15 protein-coding genes and 1 riboswitch are annotated in these 20,918 nt (G+C 69.3%); of the genes, 11 read left to right on the top strand and 4 right to left on the bottom strand.

Going from position 1 to position 20,918, the window contains the following annotated elements:
- Positions 1 to 2 precede the first annotated feature (2 nt).
- Positions 3 to 257 carry a formate dehydrogenase subunit delta gene (locus WS62_RS21675; protein ID WP_066575116.1) on the top strand — a complete coding sequence of 85 codons (255 nt, stop codon included), beginning with the start codon at positions 3 to 5 and terminating at the stop codon, positions 255 to 257.
- Between the two features lie 144 nt (positions 258 to 401).
- Here WS62_RS21675 and WS62_RS21670 read toward each other — a convergent pair whose 3' ends face one another.
- A complete protein-coding gene (locus WS62_RS21670; RefSeq protein WP_066575114.1) occupies positions 402 to 2,048 on the bottom strand; it encodes an FAD-dependent monooxygenase in 1,647 nt (548 codons plus the stop codon).
- A gap of 127 nt (positions 2,049 to 2,175) precedes the next feature.
- Here WS62_RS21670 and WS62_RS21665 point away from each other — a divergent pair, with 127 nt between their 5' ends.
- Positions 2,176 to 4,020: a tetratricopeptide repeat protein gene (locus tag WS62_RS21665; protein WP_066575109.1), complete on the top strand. Its 1,845-nt coding sequence runs from the start codon at positions 2,176 to 2,178 to the stop codon at positions 4,018 to 4,020.
- A gap of 444 nt (positions 4,021 to 4,464) precedes the next feature.
- Here the strand turns inward: WS62_RS21665 and WS62_RS21660 are convergent, their stop codons facing one another.
- Together WS62_RS21660 and WS62_RS21655 are read right to left on the bottom strand one after the other, a co-directional pair.
- Positions 4,465 to 5,760 (bottom strand): MFS transporter, encoded by a 1,296-nt coding sequence (locus WS62_RS21660; RefSeq protein WP_066575101.1) that lies wholly within the window; start codon positions 5,758 to 5,760, stop codon positions 4,465 to 4,467.
- Positions 5,761 to 6,125: 365 nt separating this feature from the next.
- Entirely contained in the window at positions 6,126 to 7,433 is a 1,308-nt protein-coding gene (locus WS62_RS21655) for a gamma-glutamyl-gamma-aminobutyrate hydrolase family protein (RefSeq protein ID WP_066575098.1), read from the bottom strand.
- A 573-nt stretch (positions 7,434 to 8,006) separates the two neighbouring features.
- Between WS62_RS21655 and WS62_RS21650 the strand changes: the two genes are divergently transcribed.
- From WS62_RS21650 to WS62_RS21615, 8 genes are all read left to right on the top strand, one after another.
- Complete coding sequence (locus WS62_RS21650; protein ID WP_066575154.1) at positions 8,007 to 9,383, top strand: amidase; 1,377 nt, start codon at positions 8,007 to 8,009, stop codon at positions 9,381 to 9,383.
- Between the two features lie 102 nt (positions 9,384 to 9,485).
- Positions 9,486 to 9,995, top strand: coding sequence for a disulfide bond formation protein B (locus WS62_RS21645; protein WP_066575095.1), 510 nt, complete (start codon positions 9,486 to 9,488; stop codon positions 9,993 to 9,995).
- A 342-nt stretch (positions 9,996 to 10,337) separates the two neighbouring features.
- On the top strand, positions 10,338 to 10,781 hold the full coding sequence (locus WS62_RS37530) for a hypothetical protein (protein ID WP_197422894.1): 444 nt from the start codon (positions 10,338 to 10,340) through the stop codon (positions 10,779 to 10,781).
- Positions 10,782 to 10,798: 17 nt separating this feature from the next.
- Positions 10,799 to 11,830: a xanthine dehydrogenase accessory protein XdhC gene (gene xdhC / locus WS62_RS21635; protein WP_066575086.1), complete on the top strand. Its 1,032-nt coding sequence runs from the start codon at positions 10,799 to 10,801 to the stop codon at positions 11,828 to 11,830.
- A gap of 41 nt (positions 11,831 to 11,871) precedes the next feature.
- The gene (locus tag WS62_RS21630) at positions 11,872 to 12,897 is read left to right on the top strand and encodes an adenosine deaminase (RefSeq protein WP_066575084.1); all 1,026 of its coding nucleotides are present in this window, start codon (positions 11,872 to 11,874) and stop codon (positions 12,895 to 12,897) included.
- An 87-nt stretch (positions 12,898 to 12,984) separates the two neighbouring features.
- Positions 12,985 to 14,361 carry an NCS2 family permease gene (locus WS62_RS21625; RefSeq protein WP_066575081.1) on the top strand — a complete coding sequence of 459 codons (1,377 nt, stop codon included), beginning with the start codon at positions 12,985 to 12,987 and terminating at the stop codon, positions 14,359 to 14,361.
- Between the two features lie 25 nt (positions 14,362 to 14,386).
- Positions 14,387 to 15,697: a guanine deaminase gene (guaD, locus tag WS62_RS21620; protein ID WP_066575078.1), complete on the top strand. Its 1,311-nt coding sequence runs from the start codon at positions 14,387 to 14,389 to the stop codon at positions 15,695 to 15,697.
- 447 nt (positions 15,698 to 16,144) lie between these two features.
- A riboswitch (yybP-ykoY riboswitch) is annotated at positions 16,145 to 16,281 on the top strand.
- A gap of 76 nt (positions 16,282 to 16,357) precedes the next feature.
- Positions 16,358 to 16,930, top strand: a complete 573-nt coding sequence (locus WS62_RS21615; RefSeq protein WP_059470230.1) for a TMEM165/GDT1 family protein — start codon at positions 16,358 to 16,360, stop codon at positions 16,928 to 16,930.
- 184 nt (positions 16,931 to 17,114) lie between these two features.
- Here WS62_RS21615 and WS62_RS21610 read toward each other — a convergent pair whose 3' ends face one another.
- Positions 17,115 to 17,819: a DUF4136 domain-containing protein gene (locus WS62_RS21610; protein WP_066575076.1), complete on the bottom strand. Its 705-nt coding sequence runs from the start codon at positions 17,817 to 17,819 to the stop codon at positions 17,115 to 17,117.
- A gap of 218 nt (positions 17,820 to 18,037) precedes the next feature.
- On the opposite strand from WS62_RS21610, the gene pepN reads away from it, so the two are divergent.
- Positions 18,038 to 20,740 (top strand): aminopeptidase N, encoded by a 2,703-nt coding sequence (gene pepN / locus WS62_RS21605; protein WP_066575074.1) that lies wholly within the window; start codon positions 18,038 to 18,040, stop codon positions 20,738 to 20,740.
- Positions 20,741 to 20,918: the final 178 nt, after the last annotated feature.

Raw genomic sequence — 20,918 nt, 5'->3', positions numbered from 1 at the left:
AAATGGAAAGCCGACACTTGATCGACATGGCGAACCAGATCGGCGCGTTCTTCGCGTCGATGCCCGATCACGACGAGGCGGTCGCGGGCGTCGCCGACCACATCCGGCGCTTCTGGGAGCCGCGGATGCGGCGCGCGCTCCTCGCGGCGCTCGACGATCCGCACGACGAGGCCGCGCGAAGCGTCGCGCCGATCGTCCGCGAGGCGGTCGACACGCACCGCGCGTCGCTCGAGCCCGCGCCGCCGCGCGCGGCGTAGGGGGCGGCGTCGCGGGAGCACGCGACACGACACGACGACGACGTAGCGATCGCTCGCATCAGGATGCCGACGACGACAAGGCGACGCCGATCGTCGCGCGCCCCCATGTTCGCGTCGGCGCCTACACATCGCGCGCCCTCCTCGTCAAGCCTCGAGCCGCATCCCCGAGAACCACGTCTCGCAATGGCGCAGCAACGCGTCCGCATCGGCCGCCGGGCGGCCGCGCGCGGCGACGTAGCCGTCCGGCCGCAGCAGATAGAACACCGGCCGCGTGCGCCCATACGCGTCGCGCATGAGCGGCGCGCCTTCACCTTCCGCATCCGTCACGCGCCAGCAGCGCACCGCGCCCGGCATGATCCGCTCGAGCGCATCGGCGAGCGCGCGGCCGTCTTCGCCCGGATCCGACGGCAACGTGTCGCCGATGGCCGCGCTCGGCTCGAGCACGAGCAGCGTGAAATGCGCGGGATCGTGCAAATCGAAGAGGCGCGCGACGCCGGGCGCCTTGCCGAGCGGCCCGTCGAGCACGTGCACGAGCGCGTCCGGCGCGCGCTCGCCCGCGCGCGGCCCGCCGTCGAACGCGCGCTCGAGCGTGAGCGGACTCTTCCGATACTGGATCGCGAGCTCGCTGACCGTGCGGCGCGCCGCGTCGCGCAACGGCCCGAACGACGCGAGGATCGGCACGACGTGCTCGCGCAGCAGCTTGAGCGGCCCGCGGTCCGCCTCGACGACCTGCGTCGCGAAGCTCGTCTGCCGCAGCACGTCGCGTTCGATCGGATGGCGCTCGGCATGATAGGTGTCGAGCAGACGCTCGGGCGCATTGCCGGCAAGCACCCGCGCGAGCTTCCAGCCGAGATTGAACGCCTCCTGGATGCCCGTGTTCATCCCTTGCGCGCCCGCCGGGCTGTGCACGTGCGCCGCGTCGCCCACGAAGAACACACGCCCGTGGCGCAGCTTCGCGACCATCCGGCTGTGCAGATGAAAGTACGACGACCACGCGAGATCGCCGATCTTCAGCTCGGGCGTCACGCGCGCGCGCATGACGTCGCGGCACAGCTCGAGCGACGGCCCGTGCTCGTCGTCGAGCGCGCCGTTGCGCGGCGGGCGGTCCGCGACGAGCCGGTAGCGGCCGCTACCCATCGGAAACAATCCGGCGAGGCCGTCGCCCGTCGTGAACAAATGAATCTCGTCGTCCGGCCAGTCGGCGCCGACGTCGAGATCGGCAAGCATGAACGTCTGCTCGAGCGCATGTCCGACGAAATCGACGTCGAGCAGATGCCGGACGGTGCTGTGCGCACCGTCCGCCGCGACGACGTACGACGGCTGCATGCGCTCCTCCCAGCCTTCGTCGTGGCGCAGCCGGACGTCGAGCGCGCCTTCCGGATCGGTGCAGCGCGTGAGCGTCACGCCGCGCTCGACATCGACGCCGAACGTCGCGAGATGCTCGGTCAACAGCCGCTCGGTGACGGTCTGATCGAGAAACAGCAGATACGGATAGCGCGTTTGCAACGGATCGAAGTCGAGCTCGGCGATGCGCTGCCCGCCCGAATACAGGATCGCGACGCGCGCGCGATGCCCGAGTTCGACGAACCGCTCGACGACGCGCTGCTGCTCGAGGAGCTCGAGCGTTCTGGCCTGGATGCCGATCGCGCGCGAATAGCGCGCGGGCTGCGCCGCCTTGTCGACGATCCGCACCGGCACGCGCGCGCGCGCGAGGCAGAGCGCGGCGGCGAGCCCGGTCGGACCCGCGCCGACGATCAGGACGGGAGGAGTGGCGAGCGGAACGACTGCCATAAAGACCTCGTCGATACGCAACATCCGCAGTCTACGCCCGCCGCCTCGCCGCATCCATAGCGCAGCCGAAACGGCCGCCGCCATCCGAGGTATGGGAAAATGTCAAGTTTCTCGCTTGCCTCGCGTCATGGAATCCGCTTTCGACCGCGCATTTGCCGCGCACCGCGCAGGCCGGCTCGACGATGCCGAACACGGCTATCGGGCGGCGCTCGCGGCCAACCCCGCCGATGCCGATGCGCTGCACCTGTTCGGCGTGCTGCGTCATCAGCAGGGCCGGCACGAAGAAGCGGCCGATCTCGTCGGCCGCGCTGTCGAGTTGCGCCCGAACGACGCCGCGCTGCAGCTGAATCTCGGCAACGCGCTCAAGGCGCTCGGCCGGCTCGACGACGCGATCGAGCGCTTTCGCAACGCGCTCACGCTCGCGCCTGCGTTCCCGCTCGCGCACTACAACCTCGGCAACGCATATGCGGCGCAGGAGCGCCACGAAGACGCCGTCGACGCGTTCGAGCGCGCGCTGGCGCTCACGCCCGGCGACGCGTCGATCCACAACAACCTCGGCAACGCGCTCAACGCGCTCGGCCGGCATGACGACGCGCTTGCGGCGTTTCGCCGCGCGCTCGAGTTGCGTCCCGGCCACGCGGGCGCGCACAACAACCTCGGGATGGCGCTCGCCGCGCTCGGGAAGACCGACGAAGCGGTCGCGCATTTTCGCGCGGCGCTCGCCGCCGAGCCGCGCTTCGTCGCCGCGCATTTCAATCTCGGCAACGCGCTCGACGCGGTCGGCCGGCATGCGGAGGCGCTGCCCGCGTTCGAATCCGCGCTCGCGCTGCAGCCGCGCTTTCCGCTCGCGCTGTTCGGTCTCGCGAACGCGCTCGCGGCGCTCGGCCGTCATCGCGACGCGCTGCCGCATTACGAGCGCGCGGTCGGACTCGATCCGTCGTTCGTGCTCGCGTGGCTCAACCTGGGCACCGCGCACCATGCGCTCGGCGCGCACGAGATGGCGCTGCGCGCGTTCGATCAGGCGCTGCGGCTCGATCCCGCGCACTCGCTCGCGCACATGCACCGCGCGGTCACGCTGCTCACGCTGCGCGACTTCGCGCGTGGCCTGCCCGCGTACGAAGCGCGGCATGCGTTGCCGGGCGCCGCGCCGCTCGGGCCGCTGCCGCGCTGGCAAGGCGAACCGATCGACGGCCGCACGCTGCTCGTGCGCGCCGAACAGGGTTTCGGCGATACGCTGCAGTTCGTGCGGCTCGTCCCGCTCGCGCGCGAGCGCTGCGCACGCTTGATCCTGCAGGTCCAGCCGGCGCTGCTGCCGCTCGTCGAGCCGATGGCCGCGCGCTGGCGCGTGAACGTCATATCCACCGATGCGGCGAGAACGCCCGCCGCCGATCTCGTCTGCCCGCTCCTCAGCCTGCCGTTCGCGCTCGGCCTCGAATACGACGCGATCCCGTCGCCCGCGCCGTATCTCGACGTGCCCGACGCGGCGCGGCGCCGCTTTCGCGGCTCGCTCGGCGGGCAGGCGAAGCGCAAGTTCGGGATCGCCTGGTCCGGCAGCGCGCAAGTGCAGGAAAACCGTGCGCTGCCGCTCGACGCGCTCGCGCCGCTCTTCGCGCTCGCCGACGTCGACTGGATCCCGCTGCAACCGGCGCTGTCGGACGCCGAGCGTGCGGCGCTCGATGCGCATCCGCATGCGGCGCGCATCCATCGGTTCGACGATCTGACCGATTTCGCGGCGACGGCCGCGCTCGTCGACCGGCTCGATGGCGTCGTGTCGATCGACACGGCGGTCGCGCACCTCGCGGGCGCGCTCCGCAAACCGCTGTGGCTGATGCTGCCCGTCGCCGCCGACTGGCGCTGGAGCACGGGCGACGACAGCCCGTGGTATCCGCACGCGCGGCTCGTCAGGCAGTCGGAGCCGGGGCGTTGGGAGGACGTGGTCGCGGCGGTCGCGGGCGAGATCGCGCGCGGGTGACGGCGGGCGGTCGCGCGTTCGTGCGTGTGCTGTTCGTCCGTGCTTCGCGTCGGCGAATCGTCGCACGGCCGCGGTGCGGTGCTGTCGAACGCCCTCGCTTTCTCGCTTTCTCGCTTTCTCGCTTTCTCGCTTTCTCGCTTTCTCGCTTTCTCGCTTTCTCGCCTTCTCGCCTTCTCGCCTTCTCGCCTTCTCGCCTTCTCGCCTTCTCGCCGCCGAGCCGCCGAGCCGCCGAGCCATCAGCGCATCAAGCCTTCAAACCGCAACGTCATCGATGCCGCACCATCACGCCGACGCGCCCTGCCACCCCATGCCCGGGCGTCGCCGCACCGCCCCGTCGCCCCGTCGCCACGGCGCACCGCCTCGCCAAAACAAAAACGGAGCGCCGAGCGCCCCGTTTTTTCGCTTCGTCCGCCGCGGCCCGCTTGCGCGGAGCCGCTCGTCCGCTCAAGTCGTCTTGTACTGACTGCGCGCTTCCGGCGACCGGTACAGCACGAGCGTCGCGATCAGCCCGCAGATCGCCGCGAGGCCCAGCCAGAGGCCCGGCGCCGCCTTGTTGCCGGTCTCGTGGATCAACAGCGTCGAGATCGCCGGCGTGAAGCCGCCGATCGTCGTCGCGAGGCTGTACGCGAGCGAGAAGCCCGCAGTGCGCACGTCGACCGGCATCACTTCGGTCAGCGCGACGACCATCGCGCCGTTATACGAGCCGTAAAGGAACGACAGCCACAGCTCGACCGACAGCAGCCGCAGGAACGACGGCGATGCGACGAGCCACTGCATCGCCGGATACGCGGTCAGGATCGTGAGCGCCGTGAACGCGATCAGCACCGGACGGCGGCCGATCCGGTCGGACAGCGCGCCCGACAGCGGCAGCCAGAGCAGGTTCGACAGCCCGACGCAGACGGTCACGACGAGCGCGTCGATCGCCGACAGATGCAGCACTTCCTTGCCGAACGTCGGCGTGTACGCGGTGATCATGTAGAACGACACCGTCGTCATGATGACCATCCCCATGCCCGCCAGCACGACGCCCCGGTTTTCGAGCATCGACTTCATGATCTCGCCCATGCTCGGACGGTGGCGCTTCGCGAGGAACTCGTCGGTTTCCTTCAGCGAGCGGCGGATCAGGAACAGGAACGGCACGATCAAGCAGCCGATCAGGAACGGAATGCGCCAGCCCCACGACGTCATCTGCTCGACGGGCAGCGCGCGATTCAGCAGCACGCCGACGAACGCGGCGAACACGACGGCCACCTGCTGGCTGCCGGACTGCCACGACGTGTAGAAGCCCTTGTTGCCCTTCGTCGCGATCTCGGACAGGTACACCGACACGCCGCCCAGCTCGACGCCCGCCGAGAAGCCCTGCAGCAGCCGTCCAAGCAGCACGAGGATCGGGGCGAGAACGCCGATCGTCGCGTAGCCCGGAATCGTCGCGACGGTCAGCGTGCCGAGCGCCATCAACGCGAGCGTCAGGATCAGGCCCTTGCGGCGGCCGTGATGGTCGATGTACGCGCCGAGCACGATCGCGCCGATGGGACGCATCAGGAAGCCCGCGCCGAACACCGACAGCGACAGCATCAGCGACGCGAACGCGTCGCCGTTCGGAAAGTAGGTCTTGGCGATCGCGGATGCGTAGTAGCCGTAGACCATGAAGTCGTACATCTCCAGGAAGTTGCCGCTGACGACGCGGAACACGGTCCTGGCCTTGGATTCCTGCTGAACTGCGGGGGACGCTGTAGACATGTCTCTCTCGATAAGGCTGCGCCGCGTGCCGCCCAGGCGGCCGCGGCGCGTATCACATCGTGTTTCTTGCCCCGGCGCGCCGGGGGCGGTGCAGACCGATGATGCGCTGCACGGCGCTCGCCATCTTACTGCGAACGACGACGGGATGCGTCAAAGCGTCGCTTGCGAAGTTATCCGAAAGGAATTTGAAAACAGGCAGATATCCCGGGGCTTTTCCGCATGTCCGAGCGGACGATGCGACGTCGCGTTGCGCCATCGCGAGATCGCGCGATGGCGTGCCGACGCTCCGGACGCCGAACGAACGACGGGCCGCACCGAGGTGCGGCCCGCCATTCTTCCAGCGCCGATTTCGTGTCGCGCGCCGGTTACAGCCGCGTCTCGCGCGCCGCTCTCAGAAATGTGTCGAGAAGCGGCGTGCAGTCGAGCAACTCGGGGCCGCCCGCACGATGGAACTCCGGGTGCCACTGGACGCCGACGACGAACGGCGCGCGGCGATAGCGGATCCCTTCGATGATCCCGTCTTCCGCCGATACGGCTTCGATGTTCAGATCGCGGCCGATATCGCGGATCGCCTGATGATGGATCGAGTTGACGATCGCCTCGCGGCGGCCGGGGAACATGTTCGCGAGCGTCGAGCCGTCCGGAAAGCGGATCGCGTGCCGATGCTGGTCGTAGTGTTCGCTCACATGCACGCCCGCCGTCGGCACGTCGCTCGCGATGTCTTGATAGAGCGAGCCGCCGAACGCGACGTTGATGAGCTGGCAGCCGCGGCACACGCCGAGCACCGGCTTGCCCGACTCGATGAATTCGTGCAGCAGTTCGAGCTCGTACATGTCGCGCACGCGGTCGCCGGGCCACTCGGGGCGCGCGTCGGCGGCCGCGTAGGTCTGCGGCGACACGTCGGCGCCGCCTTGCAGCAAGAGGCCGTCGAGATGCTTCGCGTAGTCGCGCAGCCGGATGTTGCTCGGATGCAGCATCCCCTGATGGCCGACGGTCGGAATCATGAACACGAGCACGTTGCGCGACATCACCCAATGCGCGATCGATTCCTCCAGATATTGCAGCGTCTTGCCACGCAGCCCGGGCGCACCCGGCTCCGGATGGAAGATGCGCGCCGACACGCCGATGCGCAGCGTGCGCTGCGTGATCCGCTGGCCGGCGCGGTCGAACAGCCGGCGCGCACGCGCGGCAACAATCCGGCCGAACACCGACCACGGCGTGTCGCTCTGTTTCAGGTAGGCGGGCGGCGCGGGCGAAGCAGCGCTCGCGGGCGGCGGGCGCGGCGTCCCGAAATCGGGTTGCGCGCCGAAGCCGGGCGGAGGCGAGCCGTTCTTGGCCGTGGCCGCCGGGGTGCCGGACGTCGATGCGCCGGCTCCGGTCGCGCCGGGCGATGCGGCGCCGGCTGCGGCCGGCTGCGCGGCCGCACCGCCCGCGGCGATGCCGGGCGCGCCCGGCTCGGCGATCGTGTCGGTCGGCGCGGCGCCGGGATCGCCGACGTCCTGCGCAGCCGCGATCTGCGCGGCGAACGCGCCGACGTGGACGGTCGCGCCCGCTGGCGGCTTGTCGGAAACGGTGGACGGCGAAGAATCCGGGCCGGCGTGGCCGGAAGACGTCGCGACGGAAGGGGAAGCAGAGCCGGACTGATCGGCTCTTGCGGACGTGTTATCGCTCATGACGGAGGTCTGGCGCGTCGGTCACGCGGACAATCAACGAGAATTCATTATCCTTCAGTACACGATCGGCGGCAAACCGACAGAATTTCGTCAATATTGTTGCAATGCTGTGTCGAATGCGCGTCGACGTCCGTTGCCATCGCGCGACATCGTGCATTTTTCGGCATACGAAGCGGCGCGCGGCCGCATGGCAGGCGCGTCGGCGCGGCAGGACAAGCGCCGTTCGTGCGCTTCGACCCCGTGCCCGGCTCAGACGCGATATCGACCGGCAGACGACAAGCGCGAGCAATCGTGCACGAGCGTCGTTGGCATATCGCAACGATTCCGCTCACGAATCAGCGTCCGACGCCGTTTCCGACCGCGCCCGATCCGGCATCCCGCCGCTTCGGCGCGCGGCGATCCGCGCATTCCAGGCAACGAGCCGACGCACGCCGCCCCCTCGCCCTCGCGCCGCAACGCTGTTCTACAATGCCCGAACCCGGCCGCCGCGCCCCGACGTTCGCGGCTGCGCGACGCACCGTGCCGCGCCGCTTCGCGCGGCACGTCGCCAACCCAATCGAACCCGATACCGCCATGAGCACGTTCGCCCCCTTCCCGCCGCTCGCCCGGCTCGCCGCCGATCTCGCCGCCGGTGCGACGACGAGCCGCGCGCTCGTCGAAGCCGCGCTGGAACGGATCGCCGATCCGGCGGGCCAGGGCGCGATCGCGTTCACCGAGGTCAATGCACAAGGCGCGCGCGCGGCCGCCGATGCGCACGACCGGCTGCGCGCGGCAGGCACCGTGTTGTCGCCGCTCGCGGGCATTCCGGTGTCGGTGAAGGACCTGTTCGACGTCGAGGGCCAGGTGACGCGCGCCGGCTCGCGCGTGCTCGACGGCGCGCCGCCCGCGACCGTCGACGCGATCGCCGTCGCCCGCCTGAAACGCGCGGGCGCCGTGCTCGTCGGCCGCACGAACATGAGCGAGTTCGCGTTCTCGGGCCTCGGCCTGAATCCGCACTTCGGCACCCCGCGCTCGCCGTACCGGCGCGGCGTGCCCGACGACGAGCGGATCGCGGGCGGCTCGTCGTCGGGCGCGGCCGCATCCGTCGCGGACGGAATGGCGGCCGTCGCGCTCGCGACCGACACGGGCGGCTCGATCCGAATCCCCGCCGCGCTCTGCGGACTGACGGGCTTCAAGCCGACCGCGAGCCGGATTCCAAAGCAAGGCGGCGTGCCGCTGTCGACGACGCTCGATTCCTTCGGTCCGATCGGCGTGTCGGTCGCGTGCTGCGCGCTCGTCGACCGGCTCCTCGCCGGCCTCGAGCCGCACGTGCCCGCCGCGCGTCCGCTCGAAGGCGTGCGGCTCGGCGTGCTGACGAACTATGTGACGGACGGCGTCGACGCACACGTCGCGGCGTCGCTCGACGCAGCGCTCAAGCACCTGGAAGCGGCGGGCGCGATCGTGTCGGAAGCGCGCTTCGCGCCGCTCGAGCGGCTGCCCGACATCAACCGCTTCGGCTTTTCGTCGATCGAGGCGTACGCGTGGCATCGCCCGCTCATCGCGCGCCATCGCGACGCGTACGATCCGCGCGTGCTCGCGCGGATACTGAAGGGCGAGCCCGCGAGCGCCGCCGATTATCTCGATCTCGTCGCCGCGCGCGCGGCGCTCATCGACGAAGCGGCGCGCACCGTATGGCAGCGCTTCGACGCGCTCGTCGCGCCGACGGTGCCCGTCGCGCCGCCGCGCATCGACGAGCTCGAGCGCGACGACGACGCATTCACGCGCACGAACGCACTCGTGCTGCGCAACCCGAGCGCGTTCAACTTCCTCGATGCGTGCGCGCTGTCGCTGCCGTGCCATCCGCGCGATACGGCGCCCGTCGGCCTGATGCTCGCCGCCGCGCCGCACCACGACGACGCGCTCCTCGCGATCGGCCAGGCGGCCGAGGCCGTGCTCGCGACGATCCGCTGACGCCGCCCGAGCGCTCGACGCCGCGCCGTCGGAATACGACGCGGCATTCGCGTTAAAATTCGACGATTCATTTTCCTGACCGCTCGAAGGAATCCCGTTTCGATGAACAACCTGACGCTCTCGCTGCGCCGCGAACGACAACTGCTCGTGCTGCTCGGCCTCGTATGCCTCGCGCTCCTGGCCGGCGCGCTGTACCTGCAATATGTGAAGAACGAGGATCCGTGCCCGCTTTGCATCATCCAGCGCTATTTCTTCCTGCTGATCGCGATATTCGCGTTTCTCGGCGCGGGAATGACGAGCGGCGCCGGCATCGCGATGTTCGAAGCGCTCATCGTGCTGTCGGCCGCCGCGGGCGTCGGCACCGCCGCGCGCCACCTGTACGTGCAAATGAACCCGGGCTTCAGCTGCGGCTTCGATGCACTGCAGCCGATCGTCGACAGTCTGCCGCCCGCGCATTGGCTGCCGGGCGTGTTCAAGGTCGCCGGGCTGTGCGAGACCGTCTATCCGCCGATCTTCGGCATCCTGCTGCCCGGCTGGGCGCTGATCGCGTTCGTGCTGATCGTCGTGCCCGTCGCGGTGAACCTGCTGCGCCACCGCGGCCGGCTGCGCTGACGTCCGCTGCGAGGCCGCGAAGCGGCGGGCGATCCCGCCCCGCCGCCGCCGTCGCGCACGTTTCGGGCCGCTTCGCCCGCCGCGCCGACGCAGCGGGCTCGTGCGGGCGCCGCGTCGGCTTTTCCAATCGGCCGCAAACCGCGCAGCGCGACGGTTTCCCGCCGCCCGGCAACTTCGGCCCGGCGCGCGAATCCTATGTGCATCATGATCGCCGCCGAATAGCCCGCATCATCGCCACGCCATACCGCCGCATTTTTGCGGTGCTATCTTCGTTTCCGGATGGCGATCTACGTGCGCGTGGCGGGAGCCTCTCGACCCAGCGTAACGCGCGCCTGATCCGCAATGTCCCGTGGATTCGCCATGACAACGCAAACCATCCGCATTTCCCGCCGCGGCCTCGTCCGCGCCGCCCCGCGCGACGACACGCGAGGCGTGCGGCCTGCCGACGACGCGCATCGCGCCCGTTCGTCGCGCATCCGAACGTTCGACGTCAGCCGATGCGTCGCGCATGCGACGCGCGACGCCGCTCGCCTTTGCCGGGTTTTCGGCGCGTGCCGCATCGACTTTGGCGACCGGGCTAACGGCATCAGCTTCCCGTTCCGCGTGCCGCGGCCTTCCGCTGCGATTCCGCGATCGCTGCACCGCGGCACGAAGCGCCGCTGCGTTATCGCCGCAGCCGCCCCTCGACTGACGCCGCGCGCGACGAATCTCGACACCGCCCGCGCCACACGAGCGCGACGCGTCATCCACGCGGCAACCGCCGCCCGCCCGGCCGTCACGGTCTGATTCTGGAGAAGCGCCGGATGGAAACCTGGCTCACCGACCTGCAGCATCTGCTCGCCCGCGGCGACGCGGCCGTCCTCGTGACGGTCGCCCGCGTCGACGGCTCCGCGCCGCGCGACGCGGGCACGAAGATGCTCGTCACGCGCGACGCCGCGCGCCATACGATCGGCGGCGGCCATCTCGAATGGAAGGCGATCGAGATCGCACGACAATTGCTCAAGGAGGGCGCGCGCACGCCGCACGCGCGCCGGCTCGAGCGGCTCGCGCTCGGCCCGAGCCTCGGCCAATGCTGCGGCGGCGCGGTCATGCTCGCATTCGAGCGGCTCGACATCGCCGACCTCGGCTGGGTCACGTCGCTCGCGAAGCGCACGGCGGCGGGCGCGCCGACTGTGCGCAGCGTATCGTTCGGCCCCGACCCCGACGTGGTGATGCTGAGCGAGCCCGAGCCAGGCGCCGCGCGCCCCGACTGCCTGCTGTGGGACACGGGCGGCGCGTCGCTGTTGACCGAGACGATCGCGCCGCGCGCGTTCTCGGTCGTGCTGTTCGGCGCCGGACATGTCGGCGCGGCGCTCGTGCGCGTGCTCGCGACGCTGCCGTGCCACGTGCGCTGGGTCGACGAGCGCGACGCGCAGTTCCCGCCGCCCGACTCGCTCGCGGGCATCCGCAACCTCGCGCTCGACGCGAACGATGCCCCCGACGAAGCGGTCGACGAAGCGCAGCCCGGTGCGTACTTCGTCGTGATGACGCACAATCACGCCCGCGATCTCGAGCTCGCGCACCGGATCCTCATGCGCGGCGACTACGCGTACTTCGGGATGATCGGCTCGCGCACGAAGCGGATGCAGTTCGAGCACCGGCTCGCCGCGCGCGGGATCGATCCGCTGCAGATCGCGCGGATGCAGTGCCCGATCGGCGTGCCCGGCATCGTCGACAAGGCGCCCGAGGCCATTGCGATCGCGGTCGCCGCACAGATCCTGCAGGCCGTCGATGCACGGCGCGCGCACGAGCATCCGGCCGCGCCGCCTTCGCCGTTCGGCGCCGGCGCGCACTGAATCGCCGTCATTCAAACCAAGATGCGACAACCGATACCACAATGACCCCGACACTCAAAGACAAGATCGCCCGCGCGCCGAAGGCGGAGCTGCACATCCACATCGAAGGCTCGCTCGAGCCCGAGCTGATCTTCAAGCTCGCGCAGCGCAACGACGTGAAGCTCGCGTACGATTCGATCGACGCGCTGCGCGCCGCGTACGCATTCGCGGATCTGCAGTCGTTCCTCGACATCTACTACGCGGGCGCGAGCGTGCTCCTCACCGAGCAGGACTTCTACGACATGACGGCCGCGTACGTCGAGCGCGCGCTCGCCGATCACGTCGCGCACGCGGAGATCTTCTTCGATCCGCAGACGCACACCGAGCGCGGCGTGCCGATCGAGACGGTCGTCGCGGGCATCGATCGCGCGCTCGCCGATGCCGAGCCGCGCGGCCTCTCGAGCAAGCTGATCCTCTGCTTCCTGCGCCACCTGTCGGAGGAAGACGCGCTCGCGACGTTCGAAGCGGCGCTGCCCCTCTTCGAGCGCTATGCGCATCGCCTGATCGGCGTCGGCCTCGACTCGTCCGAGCGCGGCAATCCGCCGTCGAAGTTCGCGCGCGTGTTCGAAAAGGCGCGCGAGCGGGGCCTCAAGCTCGTCGCGCACGCGGGCGAGGAAGGCCCGCCCGAATACGTGACGGAAGCGCTCGACGTGCTGAAAGTGGATCGCGTCGATCACGGCGTGCGCAGCTCGGAAGACGCGGCGCTCGTCGCGCGCCTCGCGAACGCGAAGATCGCGCTCACCGTCTGCCCGCTGTCGAACCTGAAGCTCTGCGTGTTCGACGACCTGACGAAGCACACGCTGAAGGACCTGCTCGATCGCGGCGTCGCGGTGACGATCAACTCCGACGATCCCGCGTATTTCGGCGGCTACGTCAACGAAAACTACTTCGCGACCGTCGACGCGCTGAAGCTTGGCGACGAAGACGTCTACACGGTAATCAGGAACGGCTTCGAAGCGTCGTTCGTGAACGCCGACGAACGCGCGGCGCTGATCGCGAAGCTCGACGCGCACTGGCACGCGGCCTGACGGCCGCACAACGCGCGCGCGCCGCATGCGGGAGGCGTGCGTCGCGATGCGGCACGCTCGACACGAGACTCTGAGGAGAGCTTAGCGATGGACCTCTATCAAGGCACGGCCGCGCCCGCGAAGCGCTCGGCGCTCGAGCGCCATTTCGGCATCCGCGAGTCCGGCTCGCGGCTGCGCACCGAGATCGTCGCCGGCGTGACGACGTTCCTGACCGCGATGTACATCATCGTCGTCAATCCCGGCATCCTGTCGCAGGCGGGCGTGCCGTTTCCGGCCGCGCTGACGGCGACCGTGATCGTCAGCTTCCTCGGCAGCTGCGCGATGGGCCTCTACGCACGCAACCCGGTGCTCGTCGCGCCGGGCATGGGCATGAACGCCCTCTTCACATTCGTGATGGTCCACGGCGGCAAGATGCCGTGGCAAACCGCGCTCGGCTGCGTATTCTGGGCAGGCGTGCTGTTCGCGACGCTCGCCGCGTTCAACGCGCGCAAGCTCGTCGTCGACGCGATTCCGGCCAACCTGCGGCACGCCGTATCGTGCGGAATCGGCCTTTTCATCAGCCTGATCGGGCTCGTGAACGCGAAATTCATCGTCGGCGATCCGGTGACGATCGTCCATGCGACATCGCTCAATCCGATGATCGTCACGTTCCTGATCGGCCTCGCGATCACGACCGTGCTCGTCGTGCGCCGCGTGACGGGCGCGCTCATGCTCGGCATCGTTGCGACGACGCTGCTCGCGATTCCGATCGGCCGCCTGTGGGGCGACGGCAGCGCCTACTGGCCCGCCGCGATCGCGACGAAGACCCTCGTCAACTGGAACGGCTTCGTCTGCGCGCCGGACTTCTCGGCGATCGGCCAGCTCGATCTGCTCGGCTCGCTGAAATTCGCATACTGGCCGTTCATCTTCGTGATGCTGTTCACCGCGTTCTTCGACGCGCTGTCGACTTTCATGGCGATCTCGGAAGCCGGCAACCTGCGCGACCGCGACGGCAATCCGCGCAACATCCGTCAATCGATGATCGTCGACGCGTTCTCGGCCGTCGTGTCGGCGCCGCTCGGCACGAGCCCCGCGAACGCGTACATCGAATCGGCGGCGGGCATCTCGACGGGCGGCCGCACGGGCCTCGTTGCGGTGGTCGCGGGCTTATGCTTCGTGCCGTTCCTGTTCCTGTCGCCGCTGCTCTCGCTCGTGCCCGCGATCGCGACGGCGCCCGCGCTCGTGCTCGTCGGCGTGTTCATGATGGAATCGATCGCGAAGATCGAATGGCATCGCTTCGACGAGGCGATCCCCGCTTTCCTCGCGATGATCCTGATTCCACTCACGTACTCGATCACCGAAGGCATCGCCTACGGCTTCCTCGCGTTCGTCGTGCTGAAGCTCTTCACGGGCCGCCGCCACGACGTGAAGCCGGCGATGTGGGTCGTCGCCGCGCTGTCGGTTCTTCTCGTCGCGCAGCTCTGACTTCAATCGATACGGATTCCCTACGATGACTCAAACCGCTTTCCGCGCGCGCCTGCTGACGTTCAACGGCGATCCCGCGCAGTCGGCCGAGATGGCCGCGTACGACGAAGACGGTCTGCTGATCGTCGACGACGGACGCGTCGTCGCGGCCGGCGCGCACGCGGCGCTCGCGCCGTGTCTCGCACCCGGCGCAACGCTCGTCGAGATGCGCGACAAGCTGATTGTGCCCGGCTTCATCGACACGCACGTCCATTATCCGCAGACCGAAATGATCGCGTCGCCCGCGCCGGGCCTCCTGCCGTGGCTCGACCGCTACACGTTCCCGACCGAGCGGCGCTTCGCCGATCCCGCGCATGCGCGCGACGTCTCCGAGTTCTTCCTCGATACGCTGCTTGCGTGCGGCACGACGACGGCGCTCGTCTACTGCACGGTGCACAAACAGTCGGCCGACGCGTTCTTCGAGGCGAGCGACGCGCGCGGCCTGCGGATGGTGGCGGGCAAGGTGCTGATGGACCGCAACTGCCCCGAATTCCTGCGCGATACCGCGCAGTCGGGCTACGACGACAGCGCCGAGCTGATCGGCCGCTGGCACGGCCACGGCCGGCAGCTGTATGCGCTGACGCCGCGCTTCGCGCCGACGTCGACGCACGAGCAACTCGAAGCGTGCGGCGCGCTCGCGAAGCGCAATCCGGACGTGTTCATCCAGAGTCACGTCGCGGAAAATCTCGACGAGATCCGCTGGGCGGCCGCGCTGTTCCCCGAGCGCCGCAGCTATCTCGACGTCTACGATCACTACGGCCTGCTGCGCCGCCGCGCGGTGTACGGCCATTGCATCCATCTCGACGACACCGATCGCCGGCGCTTCGCGGAAACGGGCGCGATCGCCGCGCACTGCCCGACGTCGAACCTGTTCCTCGGCAGCGGCCTATTCGATTTCGATCGCGCGAACGCGCAGCGGATGGCTGTTACGCTCGCGACCGACGTCGGCGGCGGCACGTCGTTCTCGATGCTGCAAACGATGAACGAGGCGCACAAGATCGCACGGATGACGGGCCATCATCTGAGCGCGACGCGGATGTTCTGGCTCGCGACGGCGGGCGCCGCGCACGCGCTCGATCTCGCGGACACGATCGGCACGCTCGCGCCGCGCACGGAAGCCGACTTCGTCGTGCTCGATCCGGCCGCGACGCCGCTTCTCGCGCGCCGCACGGCGCGCGCGGAATCGCTCGAGGAACTGCTGTTCGCGCTCGCATTGCTCGGCGACGATCGCGCGGTCTACCGCACGTACGCGGCGGGCCGCTGCGTGCATCGGCGCGACGGCGCGCACGCGAGCTGAATGCGCGGGTAGACGACGGGCCGTTCGGCGAGAACACGCGCCGGCGGTCCGGCTACGTCGGCGCGCATCGATCGACGTTCGAATGACGATCCCGCGCGACGCTGCAGTGCAGCAGCCGCGACTGCGCAGAGACCGACGCGCGCCGACACACGTCGGCAAGCATCGAAACGCCGACGAACGCGGCTCCGGCTCGCGGCCTCGCCGGACCGCCTGCCGTCCGCCCCCATCCATGCCCTCGAATTCGAACCGGACGCGACCGGCGCTTCCCTGCTTGTCTTGCCCCGACGCGTCGCCCGCGCTTGCCCCGCTTTCGCCCATGCCGCCCGCGTCCGTCGACCCACGCGAGCGCCTGCGACATCCCTCGCCGCATCGATTGCACGCGTTGCCCCGCCCGAGGCGACGAACCGCAACAATCCTTCCCTTCATGCCAAAAAGGCGTGCTAGAATCCGCTCCTCATTGGGGAGTAGCCGCTCCGCTCGAGCCGACGCCGCCCGGCGCGCTCGTGACGGAGGCGTCCGTCAACAGACTTGGCCGTCGCGGCCATGGCGGACGCAGCCCGCAAGGCCTGGCGAGACCGATGGTTCACCGCACGCCGTAGATGGGCCCGGCGCGCGGCGAATCGTCGCTCGCGTTCAACCAGGCCCAGGGATATCCGTTCCGTGACTCAAGCCTTCCTGATCTCGACAGGCGCTGTCGCCCTCGCCGAAATCGGCGACAAGACCCAGTTGCTCTCCCTCGTCCTCGCCGCCCGCTACCGCAAGCCGTTGCCGATCATCGTCGGCGTCTTCGCCGCGACCCTGATCAACCACGGCTTCGCCGGCGCGCTCGGCGAATGGCTCGGCGTGTATCTGACGCCGTCGGTGATGCGCTGGGCGCTCGCGATCTCGTTCATCGGGATGGGCTTGTGGATTCTCGTGCCGGACAAGCTCGACGCCGACGAGGCAAACGCGAACCGCTCGCGGCTCGGCGTGTTCGGCGCGACGTTCGTCGCATTCTTCCTCGCGGAAATGGGCGACAAGACGCAGATCGCGACCGTCGCGCTCGCCGCGCGCTTCCAGGATTACATCGGCGTCGTCGCCGGCACGACGTTCGGAATGATGCTCGCGAACGTGCCGGCGATCCTGCTCGGCGACCGTTTCGCGCACCGGCTGCCGACGAAGCTCGTCCACGGCATCGCGGCCGTACTGTTCATCGTGCTCGGCGCGCTCGCGTTCGTCCACGGTGGCGCTTGACGGCACGAAAGCCGCATCAGGCCGGCGGAACATTCGCTGGCGCAGCCCCCCACGGCGCACTGCAGCGGCTCACGGCGGAGGCTGCGGCCTGTTGTCTGCCGGCCTGGCGCAACGCCCGCTTCGCCGATGTGCCGCATCTTTGACTTGCCGCTTCATCGGCTTCCCGCCTCGCCAGGTCGGCCGTTCAACGCGCCGGCACCGTTGCGGCGCCGGATGCGGGCGCGGCCGGCACCGCGCGCTCGTTCGAAGGCATCGGCGCGGGCGCGCCGTTCTTGTCGACGGGCAGCCGCACCGTGCGCACGGTGCCGTTGCCGAGCGGAAAGTCCGCAAGCGCCGCACGGGCGAGATACGGCATCGCCTGCAGCAGCGACGAGCCCTCGCCTGCGTTGCGCGCCGCGACGTTGTAGACCTCCTTGCCCGTCGCGCGCTCTGTGATCCGGATCTCGAGCGTGCGCTGGAAGATCTGGTAGCTCTGGTTCACGTAGCCCGCCGGAAACGGTCCCCACGGACCGAACGGCCCCCAGGGGCCGCCGCGCCAGTACGGGCCGGGGCCGAACCACGGGTCGTAATAGACGGGCTGCGGCACCGACACCCAGTCGCTCTTGATGCCGTACGCGAGGCCGACGAGGTAGCGCGCGTCCTTCGCCGGCACGCGGGTGAACGCGTAGGTCGACAGCTCGTTGCCGACGATCTGCTCGTAGGTCGACTGCTCGAGGCTGTTCTGCTGCTCGGCGGTCCGGACGAACGCGTAGCTGCGCGTCGCGTCGCTGCCGCTCCAGTTCGAGAACGCCGTGACCTGCGTCGTGACGTAGGACGTGCAGCCGGACAGCAGCACGATCAGGGCACCCGCGACGAGCGCCGCGCCGCGGATGATGGGATTGCGTTTCATGTTCGTCCTCTTGGTCGGTGGCACCGCGCGGGCTGGCCGGACGTCGCGATGACCGGATCATACGCCGTCGCGCGAGCGCCGCGCCGATAATACAAAGACCGTTCCCGCCGCCGAAAAGTTCGTCCCGCGCACCGTGTGCAAAGGCTTTGTACAATGGGCTCTTGCTGCCGCGCTGCCCGGTCGGCGCGCCCCCTCTCTTTCTTACGCCCACGATCGACATGTCCGATACCGCCGCTCCCTCCGCCGTGATCCGCCGCAGCGACTACACGCCGCCTGCGTTCCTGATCGACGCCGTCGCGCTCGAATTCGATCTCGATCCCGCGCGCACGATCGTCAAGAACACGATGCGCGTGCGCCGCAACCCGGACGCCGCGCCCGCGCCGCATTTCGAGCTGATGGGCGAAGCGCTCGCGTTCGTCGGCGCGCGCGTCGACGGCGAGCCGTACGACGCCGTGCGCGCGCACGAGCACGGCCTGACCATCGAGAACGTGCCCGGCGCGTTCGAGCTGACGATCGAGAACGCATGCGCGCCCGAATCGAACACGACGCTGTCCGGCCTCTACGTGTCGAGCGGCAACTTCTTCACGCAGTGCGAGGCGGAAGGCTTCCGGCGCATCACCTACTTCGTCGACCGCCCCGACGTGATGGCGTCGTACACGGTCACGCTGCGCGCGGACAAGGCCGCGTACCCGGTGCTGCTGTCGAACGGCAACCTCGTCGATTCGGGCGAGCTGCCGGGCGGCCGCCACTTCGCGAAATGGGAAGACCCGTTCAAGAAGCCGAGCTACCTGTTCGCGCTCGTCGCGGGCAAGCTCGTCAGGCTCGAGGAAAAGATCACATCGGGCGGCGGCAAGGAAAAGCTGCTGCAGGTATGGGTCGAGCCGCAGGATCTCGACAAGACCCGCCACGCGATGGATTCGCTGATCCACTCGATCCGCTGGGACGAGCGGCGCTTCGGCCTCGAGCTCGATCTCGACCGCTTCATGATCGTCGCCGTCGGCGATTTCAACATGGGCGCGATGGAGAACAAGGGGCTCAACATCTTCAACACGAAGTACGTGCTCGCGAATCCGGAGACGGCGACCGACGTCGACTTCGCGAACATCGAATCGGTCGTCGGCCACGAGTATTTCCACAACTGGACCGGCAACCGCGTGACCTGCCGCGACTGGTTCCAGTTGAGCCTGAAGGAAGGCCTGACCGTGTTCCGCGATCAGGAATTCTCGGCCGACATGTCGGCGGGCGACGGCGAGAACGCGGCCGCGCGCGCGGTCAAGCGGATCGAGGACGTGCGCGTGCTGCGCCAGCTTCAGTTCGCCGAGGACGCGGGCCCGATGGCGCACCCGGTGCGGCCCGAGAGCTACGTCGAGATCAACAACTTCTACACGATGACTGTCTACGAGAAGGGTTCGGAAGTCGTGCGGATGTACCAGACGCTGCTCGGCCGCGACGGCTTCCGCAAGGGGATGGATCTGTATTTCCGGCGTCACGACGGGCAGGCGGTCACGTGCGACGACTTCCGTCACGCGATGGCCGACGCGAACGGCCGCGACCTCGCGCAGTTCGAACGCTGGTACAGCCAGGCGGGCACGCCGCGCGTGACGGTCCGGACTGCGTACGACGCCGCCGCGGAGCGTTACTCGGTGACGCTGCGGCAAGGCTACGGCGACGCCGCGCCCGCGGCGCGCGAGACGCAGAACGGGCCGCTCCTGATCCCGTTCGCGATCGGCCTGATCGGCGCCGACGGCCGCGACCTGCCGCTGCGCGTCGAAGGCGAGGCGGCCGCGGCCGGCACGACGCGCGTGCTCGAGCTGGCCGAAACCGAGGCGACGTTTACATTCGTCGACGTCGACGAGGCGCCGCTGCCGTCGCTGCTGCGCAACTTCTCGGCGCCCGTGATCGTCGAGTACGACTACCGCGACGAGGAACTGGCGTTCCTGCTCGCGCACGACAGCGATCCGTTCAACCGCTGGGAAGCAGGCCAGCGCCTCGCGACGCGCGCGCTGCTGACGCTCGCCGCGCGCGCGGCCGCGCAACAGCCGCTCGCACTCGACGATGCGTTCATCGCCGCGTTCAGGCGCGTGCTGACCGACGACACGTTGTCGCCCGCGTTCCGCGAACTCGCGCTCACGCTGCCGTCGGAGGCTTACCTCGCCGATCAGATGACCGAGGCCGATCCGGCCGCCGTCCACCGCGCGCGCCAGTTCGTGCGCCGCCAGCTCGCCACGGCGCTGCGCGGCGACTGGCTCGCGATCCACGAACGCCACCAGACGCCGGGCGCGTATGCGCCGACGCCCGACGACGCGGGCCACCGCGCGCTGAAGAACCTCGCGCTCGCGTACCTCGCCGAACTCGACGAGCCGGCCGACGCGATCCGTCTCGCGAACGCGCAATACGATGCAGCAAACAACATGACCGACCGCGCATCCGCGCTCGTCGCGCTGCTGTCGTCGGCCGCGGGCTCGGCCGACGCCGCGCAGTCAGCAGATCGCGCGCTCGACGACTTCTATCGCCGCTTCGAGAAGGAAGCGCTCGTGATCGACAAGTGGTTCTCGATGCAGGCGACGCGGCGCGGGACGCCCGAGCATCCGACGCTCGACGTCGTACGCGGGCTCCTCGCGCATCCGGCATTCAACCTGAAGAATCCGAACCGCGCGCGCTCGCTGATCTTCGGCTTCTGCTCGGCGAACCCCGCGCAGTTCCATGCGGCCGACGGCTCGGGCTACGCGTTCTGGGCCGAACAGGTGCTCGCGCTCGACGCGCTCAATCCGCAGGTCGCCGCGCGGCTCGCGCGCGCGCTCGAGATGTGGCGGCGCTTCACGCCGGCGCTGCGCGACAAGATGCGCGACGCGCTCGAACGCGTCGCCGCGAACGCGCAGTCGCGCGACGTGCGGGAGATCGTCGAGAAGGCGCTCGCCTGACGGCGCGCCGTATTTTCCGCAGCGGTAGACGAAAACGAAAAGGCCGGTATCGCGTCATGCGGTGCCGGCCTTTTTGTCGAACCAGCGAATCGATACGAATCGATACGAATCGCGTGGCGTCCGCGCGGCATGAGCGCGTCGACGCGCGGCGCATACACGCGCCGCGCGCCCATCGCTA

Source organism: Burkholderia sp. ABCPW 14 (genome assembly GCF_001523835.1).
Lineage (GTDB): Bacteria > Pseudomonadota > Gammaproteobacteria > Burkholderiales > Burkholderiaceae > Burkholderia > Burkholderia mayonis.
Note: the sequence above shows the minus strand (reverse complement) of the source record. Positions and strands in the feature narration are given on the sequence as shown.